We start from the raw sequence: 7,777 nt of genomic DNA, 5'->3' as shown, positions 1-7,777 counted from the left end.
GTAAGGCAGGTCGGATTTTTAACGCTCATCCACTCGATGTCTTCGGCGGGGCAAGTCAGGTGATGAAATGGAACGGACGACCGGGCGGTGCTATGGATTTCCAAAGCTGCTACGTCGATATCCGGCACGCGTGGCGTGGACACGTAGTGTCGTTTTCGACGTAGCACCGAAGTTGCTAAAATCACCGGAAGCACGTCTGGTGGCAAGGGCAGAACGATGCTACTTCGATTGTCTGCGGACACAGTCCGCACGGCCTGGGGGGGTATTGCTGCGCTGCTTTTGAGCAGCTTGCAATATTATGATTTATCCACCGACTTTGCATTTTCCGTCATTCTGAACTTGATTCAGAATCTCGTTTTTAAAAGCATTAACAGAAAAGGCTAAGGCATAAATCCCATGGGGTCTCCAGTGGCTGAAGGGGAAGTTTTATACTTAACTGGTAAGGCCTGTATAAGGCTTTCTACTTTTGACTGACCACACACGTAGTGTGTTTCTCGATGTAGCGGATTAGGAGACTATGGGTACTTGGAGCGCGTCAGGTGATAATAGCAAGGATGCTGCTACTTCGATTTCCCGCACGCGTGGCGTGTACACGTATGTGTGTTTTTCGACGTAGCAAAGGCGGAGATATCGATAAGAGGGACGTGCGCTCGTCGATATTTGCAGGGCCGTCGCTACGTCAGATTCCAGCGGACGTTGTCCGCCGGATATCGTTTGGGTAATATTTTCTGAATAACCATGAACAATAAGCGGGTAGTAGTGGCGATGTCGGGCGGAGTGGACAGCACGACGACGGCGGCGCTGCTCAAGAAAGAAGGCTGGGACGTTATAGGCGTCACGATGCAGCTCCTTGACTACAAGGACGCCGAGGGCGGATGCTGCTCGTTCGACCACGTCATAGACGCCAGGCGCGCGGCCACGCAGATAGGCATACCGCATTACGTAGTCAACTTCGTCGATCAGTTCAAAACGTACGTCCTCGGGGATTACATCGACAAGTACAAGTCCGGGAAGACTCCGATACCGTGCGTCCTGTGCAACAAGTACGTAAAATTCGACCTCCTCATGACGAAGGCGCTCGAGCTCGGGGCCGCGCGCCTCGCGACCGGGCACTACGCGCGCATAGTCGAGGAGGATGGGCAGCTTGCGCTCAAAAAGGCGCTCGACGAATCGAAGGACCAGTCTTATTTCCTCTACACGCTCACGCAGAGGGAGCTCTCGAGGCTCATGTTCCCGCTGGGGTCGCTGCCCAAGGAAGAAGTCAGGGAAATAGCGCGCGGGCTCGGGCTCATCCCCGCCGAAAAACCGGACAGCACCGGCGTGTGCTTCGTCCCGGGCGGGGACTACCGCGAATACCTCGCCGCTCAGGCGAGCCTCGTCCCCGAAGAGGGGGAGATAGTGGACGACGAGGGCAAGGTCCTCGGGAAGCATAACGGCGTATTTTCCTTCACCATCGGGCAGAGAAGGGGCCTCGGCATAGCCCTCGGGAAGCCGGTATACGTAACCGGCATCGAACCGAAGGTGAACCGGATAGTAGTCGGCAGCCAGGACAGGCTCTACGGGACAAAACTCGTCGCCGAGAATATAACATGGATTAACGACAAGCACTTAAACGACACACTTGAAGTAAAGGCGAAGGTCAGATACAGGCACCGGGAAAGCTCGGCCAAGGTTCACATGAGCTCGGAAACGGACGCCACTGTCGAATTCCGCGAGCCCCAGCGGGCCATAACGCCGGGGCAGGCGGTGGTTTTCTACAAGAACGACAAGGTGCTCGGCGGAGGGTGGATAAAAGAGGTGGTGAGGCAGTGAAAAGCATCTCCGTCGTCACGCTCGGCTGCAAGGTGAATCAATACGACACCGCCGCAATCCTGAACAGGCTCCCGGAAAGCAAGTATAAAACCGTGCCGTTCCCCGAAAAGGCGGACATATACGTCATAGATACGTGCACCGTAACCCACAAGGCCGATTCCGAAGCGAGGCGGTGCATATCGCGCGCCCGGAGGTCGAACCCGGACGGCGTCGTGATCGTAACGGGGTGTTACGCCCAGGTATCGCCGGACGAGATAAAGGGAATAGAGGGCGTCGATTACGTTATCGGGAATTCGCACAAGTTCTCGTCGCTCCTTAAGGCGATAAGGGAAGGGCGTGCGCAGGAAGAGCCCCGGCTTTTTATATCCGACATTTTTAAAGAGAAGAAAAAGAGCTTCGAGACGCCGGGCATAGAGCGCTTCCCGGGGCGGACGAGGGCCTTTTTGAAGGTGCAGGACGGATGCAACTACGCGTGCACGTTCTGCATAATCCCGAGGGCGCGCGGGCGCTCGCGGAGCCTCGAGATAGACGAGATAATAAAGCGGATGCGAACGCTGGCCGGGGCCGGCTACAGGGAGATAGTCCTCACCGGGGTTCACATCGCAAGCTACGGTAGGGACATAGGGACCACGTTCCCCGAGCTCATACGCCGGATAGACGAGGCCCGAGTCGTGGGGCGCGTCAGGCTGACGTCGCTCGACCCGGCCGACATGGACGAGGCGCTCGTAGAGCAGATAGCGGCGTCGGAGACGATATGCCCGCAGTTCCACGTCGCCCTTCAGAGCGGGGACGCCAACATACTCAAGAGAATGCGCCGCCGCTACGCCCCGGAAAGATTCCTCAGGATGACGGACCTCATAAGGGAGACAATGCCCGACGCGGCGATAGGCTCGGACATAATGGTGGGGTTCCCGGGCGAGACGGACGAGGAATTCGCCAACACCTGCGAGACGGCGGGCAAGTCCGCGCTCACGTATTTCCACGTGTTCCCGTACTCGCGCCGGAGAGAGACCCCGGCCGCCGCCATGCCTGAGCAGGTCAGGCCCGACGTCATACGCGAGAGGAGCAGGGCCCTCCGCGCCATAGGCGTCCGTAAGAAAAAGGAATTCTACTCCACGTTCATAGGAAGAACGCTCCCCGTGCTGGTCGAGTCGGGCAATACGGGGACGACGCCTAATTACATCTCCGTCCGCATCACCGGGGGGGACTTCAATGTCGGGGACGAGGTCCCGATGACCATAACCGGGCTCGACGGAGAGGAAGCGCTCGCCGCCCCCATCCGGGAAGGGCGCAACCGACGTATATTTTAAGTGTCATCATGACGCGAGCCCTCTTACCATTCATAGCGGCGGTCCTTATCTTCGGATCGTCCTGCCGCATCGGATATACTTCCGGAAAGGAAATGCTAGAAGCCGACTGGTTCGACCCGGTAAACACGCTCACCGTGTGGGTGCTCGCCGACATACAGCCGACGAAGAAGAGCCACAGGAAGGCGTGGGAAGAGGCTGTCCGGGACATGAACGAGAACGTCCCGGGGATAGATTTCGCCATCGTCGCCGGGGACATCGTGAACGACACCGAAGAGGAGACCTTCGACTGGTACGTGAACACGCGGAACGGCTCTTACGTCGAGGAATGGTACGAGATAATCGGCAACCACGACCTCAAGACCGACAGGGGGAAGCTCTTCAGGGAAAAGCTCCGGGAGGAAACGGATTACGCGATCCTCAAGGGAAACATACTATTCATATTCATGTCCGACTCCGAAAGGGGTAAATCGACGGAGATAAGCGACGAGACGTTCGAGTGGTGGAAGGACCTCGTCGTGAATAACCAGGACAAGATAATAGTCGTCGTGACGCACGCGCCTCTCAAGGGGAGCGGCATATCCTTTTCGGCCTGGAAGGGGAGGAACATCGTCGGCTCGAAAAGATTCAGACAGGTGCTCAAGGATTACAGGGTCGATCTCTGGTTCTCGGGGCACCTGCACATCCCGCACGGCATGCTGAGCACCACGGCCAAAAAGGAGAGTCTCGGGGGCACGGTGTTCATTCACGTCTCGTCGATACGCCCGGAGATGGCGGGGATGAAGGAATCCGAATCGCGTGTGCTGACGTTCGTCTGCGGCTCGGACAAGGTACTGGTGAGGGTGAGGAACCACGAGAGGCGCGAGTACATGACGCACTTGGGCGAAGTGTTTACGCTCTCGAAGCCCTACGAGTGCAAGGACGTAAATCCCGTCGCCGGGCCGCTGGCGCCGGGCAAGACGGCGAGGGCCGTTACCCCCGAAACCGCGCACTAGAGCATCTTCTTTTTTCTCTTGAGATAATCCACGAGCAGGTACTTCCCGAGCTGTGAAGGGGTGGTGAAAAACGCCCGGCCCTTGTTTATGCGCGTCATTTCTTCGACGAACCGCCGGAGGGACGCGCTGTCGTCGAGCATGAAGGTATTTATCTTTATCCCCATCCCCGTCACGCGCTTCACTTCCTTGAGCGTTTCGAACGTCGCCCTCGGCGAGAGGCCCCCGAAGAACATGGGCAGCTCCACCTGGAGGTAGCCGTCCATGTAGTACGCGGTCGGCTGGCCGTCCGTGATGAGGATTATCTGACGGTTGGAGCTCCGTTGCCTGGATAGCAGCTTGGCCGCCGCCGACAGGGCCTCCTGTATATTCGTGAAGGGGTCGTTCGAGTCCCACGCCGTGACCGCGAGCTCCGGGGTCGTAAGCCTCCGTGCGCCGGTAGAGAACCCGATTATGTAAAGCTCGTCGCGGGGGTAATTGGTGCGTATGAGGTGGTCGAGCGCGAGCGCCACCCTCTTGGCCGCGGGGAACCTCCCCTGAAAGCTCATCGACCAGGAGAGGTCGAGCAGCAGCGCCGTGGCCGCGTGCGTGTGGTACTCGGTGTCGTAGACCTCGAAGTCCCCGGGCTCTATCCTGAGCCCGCTCCCCCCGGCCTCGCGGGCGAGGGATTTCTTGAGCGTGTTTACTATGTCGAGGTTAAACGGGTCGCCGAACTCGTACTGCTTCGTCTCCTCGGGCCGCGCGGAGCCGGTGCCCCTCTGGCCTGTCTCGTGCTCGGAGAGCTTCTTACGGTCGAGGGACGAGAATATATCCGACAGCGCCGTCTCGCCGAGCTTCCTTATGCCCTTGGGGGTGAGCTCCGTCCGCTCGCCCCTCGTCGCGACGAGGCCCGATTTTTCGAGCTCCGATTTGAGCCCCTTTAAAAGCACGAGCGAATTCACGCCGTCGGGACTAAGGACGTCCTTCACGTCGTCCGGGCTTATGTCGTCGAGGCTCCCCGACGAGAGCAGCTTTTCCATGCGCTCCAGGTTATCGAGCTGTTCCATGAGATCGAGGAGCTCTTCGAAATCGACCTCGTTCCCGCCCGTGAACCTCTCGCCGTAGCGCTTGACGAACCTCTCGGCCTTCTTGATCTCTTCGAGGACTTCGGCGAGGCTGTCGTAGCGCATCTTCGCCTCCCCGTCCGTAAAGTCGTAACCTGAAAGGGCTTCGATGGCGAGGCTGAGCCTTCCTTCGAGGCCCTTGAGGAACTCTTCCCTCCGCCCCAGCTCTTCAGAGCCCTCGGGGAACTTCTCCCCAAGGCTTTCGAGCTCCTTCCCGATGATCTCGGCGAGCTCGTCCCTCAGGCCCGAGAGGGAGTTCTTAAGGCTCGCGGAATCGTAGAGGCCCTGCCTGTAGGACGATATACGCGAGCGGAGGTCTTCAACCCCCATGATGCGAGATTCCTTGCCGCGTATGCCCTGCTTCAGTATCCACTGGTACGCCTCGTCGGGCGACCACCCTTCCATGAGGTAGTCGGAGAGCCCCTCGAAGAGGTCGCCCGTCCTGACGTCGAACCCCTCCTGCGCGCCGTCCCACCGTCTGTACCTGTAGAGGGTCATTTGTACACCATCTTCCCGCCGACGTTTTCCTTGTTGAGCTTGTTGCTCAAATGGAGCCCTTCGAGAGTGAATTCGACCGCCGACGCGATCTCGGCGGGCGAGTCGCCCGCGCCGAGAATGTCTACGCAAGTACGGAGCCCCGGCACCTCGCCGAGCCCGGTCATGTATTCCTCGGAATGCATGTAGTCGGCCACCTCGACGTAGCCCTTTTCGAAGCTCTTTACGAGGTCGGCCATGACGTCGAGCGAGGGGAAATAGGAATCGAATACCGTCTTGACCGCGCGCTTTATGAGCTTGTCGACGACGCCGGATTCGGAAACGTCCTCGCCCAGGTATTCGAGCTCTATCTTCCCGGTGGTCGAAGGTATCATCGACGGGAAGTCCGTGATCCGGGGCGAAACGACCCTTTCGCCGAGCCTTATCGCCCGCTTGCCCGAGGCGGCTATCACGCTCTCGTAGTTTGCGATGGTCGTCCTTACGCTGACGCCCGAGCGCTGGTTTATGTCGGGTGAGGTGCGCGCCTGGAACGATATCTCCGCGACTATTTCCTTTATGAACGAGGGCACGCTGTAAGTGCAGCCGTCTATTTCCGGGACGTCGGCTTCCTGCTCCATTATCAGTATCTCGACGTCCCTCGTCCTCGGGTAGTGGGTAGCTATCTGGGCCTGGAACCTGTCCTTGAGCGGCGTGATTATGCGGCCCCTGTTGGTGTAGTCCTCGGGGTTGGCCGTAGCGACGATGCAGATGTCGAGAGGGAGGCGTATCTTGTAGCCCTTTATCTGTATGTCCTTTTCCTCCATGACGTTGAAGAGGCCTACCTGCACTTTTTCAGCCAAATCCGGGAGCTCGTTAATAGCGAATATGCCGCGGTTAGTGCGCGGGATGAGGCCGAAGTGTATCGTGAGCTCGTCTGAAAGGTAGCGCCCCTCGGCGACCTTTATAGGATCGACCTCGCCGATGAGGTCGGCCACCGAAACATCCGGGGTCGCGAGCTTTTCGCTGTACCGCGAGTCGCGCCCTATCCATTCGATCTCGGTGTCGTCGCCGTATTTGCTTACGAGGTTGCGGCTGGAGCGGGATACCGGGTCGTACGGGCTGTCGTTGAGCTCGCCGCCCTTCACGACCGGGATCTCCTCGTCGAGGAGATTGACGAGCGCCCGTATGAGCCTCGACTTGGCCTGACCGCGCTCGCCGATGAATATGAGGTCGTGCCCGGCGAGCACCGCCGTTTCGACCTGCGGCAAGACCGTTTCCTCGTAGCCGAGTATGCCGGAAAAGGGCTCTTCCCCGCTCCGGAGCTTCAGTATGAGGTTCTTCCGCATCTCGTCCTTCACCGAGAGGACTCTGTATTCGCTCGCCTTGAGCTCGCCGATCGTACGGGGTTTCGCTTGCATGGATAAAATCCCTCCGGACAGGTTTTGGCGGCCTGGGAGCGGCTTCCGGGGGGCGGGGGCACGGCGGGAATCGCGCCCCGGCATTCGACATACCCGGGCGGAAAGCCCCATCACCGCTTCGAGTAAAGTGTACTCGGAAATTATAGCAGTATCGGGTTTTATTTTGAACCGGTTGCGTCAAAACCCGTAAAAACGGGCCGAGCCTTTAAAAAAGGGCGTCCGGGATATATAATAAAATTCCCGGATATAAGGTTATCCGAGTCCCGGAGCCTTTTATTTCATCTAATGGTACATACAGGCAGTTAGAGAAGGAGATCGCAGCAAATATGGCCATATGCAGGGACGTGGTAGAGAACATCATGGATTACATAGACAACGAGCTCGACTTGAAGACGCTCCGGGAGCTCGAAAAGCACATGGGGGAGTGTCCGGAGTGTAAGGCGTTCGTCGATACGTACGCGCGGATGCTCGACCTCTCGGGGAAGATGAAGGAGCAGGCCTTCGTCACGCCCGAAGTGAGGGAGAGGCTGAAGAACCTTTTAAAATCCAGAATGAAACCCTGCTGAGCCCTCCGCATATACACGTGCGATCCGCGCCCCCCGGTCAGTACGCACGTTTCTCCGTTTTTCCTCCTTTATTTCTTAGTCGAATGTAATATAATTGTTACGGGT

General features: G+C 58.3%; 6 protein-coding genes. 4 read left to right on the top strand and 2 right to left on the bottom strand.

Annotated features, from left to right (window positions below):
• Window positions 1-738 precede the first annotated feature (738 nt).
• From mnmA to PKC29_02845, 3 genes are all read left to right on the top strand, one after another.
• Complete coding sequence (gene mnmA, locus PKC29_02855) at window positions 739-1,812, top strand: tRNA 2-thiouridine(34) synthase MnmA (protein ID HML94352.1); 1,074 nt, start codon at window positions 739-741, stop codon at window positions 1,810-1,812.
• Entirely contained in the window at window positions 1,809-3,122 is a 1,314-nt protein-coding gene (mtaB, locus tag PKC29_02850; GenBank protein ID HML94351.1) for a tRNA (N(6)-L-threonylcarbamoyladenosine(37)-C(2))-methylthiotransferase MtaB, read from the top strand. Before mnmA ends, mtaB begins: the two co-directional genes overlap by 4 nt.
• Window positions 3,123-3,214: 92 nt before the next feature.
• On the top strand, window positions 3,215-4,114 hold the full coding sequence (locus PKC29_02845) for a metallophosphoesterase (protein ID HML94350.1): 900 nt from the start codon (window positions 3,215-3,217) through the stop codon (window positions 4,112-4,114).
• Here the strand turns inward: PKC29_02845 and PKC29_02840 are convergent.
• Complete coding sequence (locus tag PKC29_02840) at window positions 4,111-5,712, bottom strand: VWA domain-containing protein (GenBank protein ID HML94349.1); 1,602 nt, start codon at window positions 5,710-5,712, stop codon at window positions 4,111-4,113. The genes PKC29_02845 and PKC29_02840 overlap by 4 nt on opposite strands.
• A complete protein-coding gene (locus PKC29_02835; GenBank protein ID HML94348.1) occupies window positions 5,709-7,106 on the bottom strand; it encodes an AAA family ATPase in 1,398 nt (465 codons plus the stop codon). Before PKC29_02835 ends, PKC29_02840 begins: the two co-directional genes overlap by 4 nt.
• Window positions 7,107-7,432: 326 nt before the next feature.
• Here PKC29_02835 and PKC29_02830 point away from each other — a divergent pair, with 326 nt between their 5' ends.
• Complete coding sequence (locus PKC29_02830; protein ID HML94347.1) at window positions 7,433-7,672, top strand: zf-HC2 domain-containing protein; 240 nt, start codon at window positions 7,433-7,435, stop codon at window positions 7,670-7,672.
• The last annotated feature ends 105 nt before the right edge of the window (window positions 7,673-7,777 follow it).

The sequence above is a fragment of the Thermodesulfobacteriota bacterium genome, from assembly GCA_035325995.1.
Taxonomy (GTDB): domain Bacteria; phylum Desulfobacterota_D; class UBA1144; order Nemesobacterales; family UBA2774; genus JADLGH01.
Note: the sequence above shows the minus strand (reverse complement) of the source record. Positions and strands in the feature narration are given on the sequence as shown.

What these genes read in the sequence shown, in the direction of transcription:
- mnmA (HML94352.1), top strand. Translation starts at nt 739, where the DNA reads ATGAACAATAAGCGGGTAGTAGTGGCGATGTCGGGCGGAGTGGACAGC.
- PKC29_02845 (HML94350.1), top strand. Translation starts at nt 3,215, where the DNA reads ATGCTAGAAGCCGACTGGTTCGACCCGGTAAACACGCTCACCGTGTGG.
- PKC29_02840 (HML94349.1), bottom strand. Translation starts at nt 5,712, where the DNA reads ATGACCCTCTACAGGTACAGACGGTGGGACGGCGCGCAGGAGGGGTTC.
- PKC29_02835 (HML94348.1), bottom strand. Translation starts at nt 7,106, where the DNA reads ATGCAAGCGAAACCCCGTACGATCGGCGAGCTCAAGGCGAGCGAATAC.
- PKC29_02830 (HML94347.1), top strand. Translation starts at nt 7,433, where the DNA reads ATGGCCATATGCAGGGACGTGGTAGAGAACATCATGGATTACATAGAC.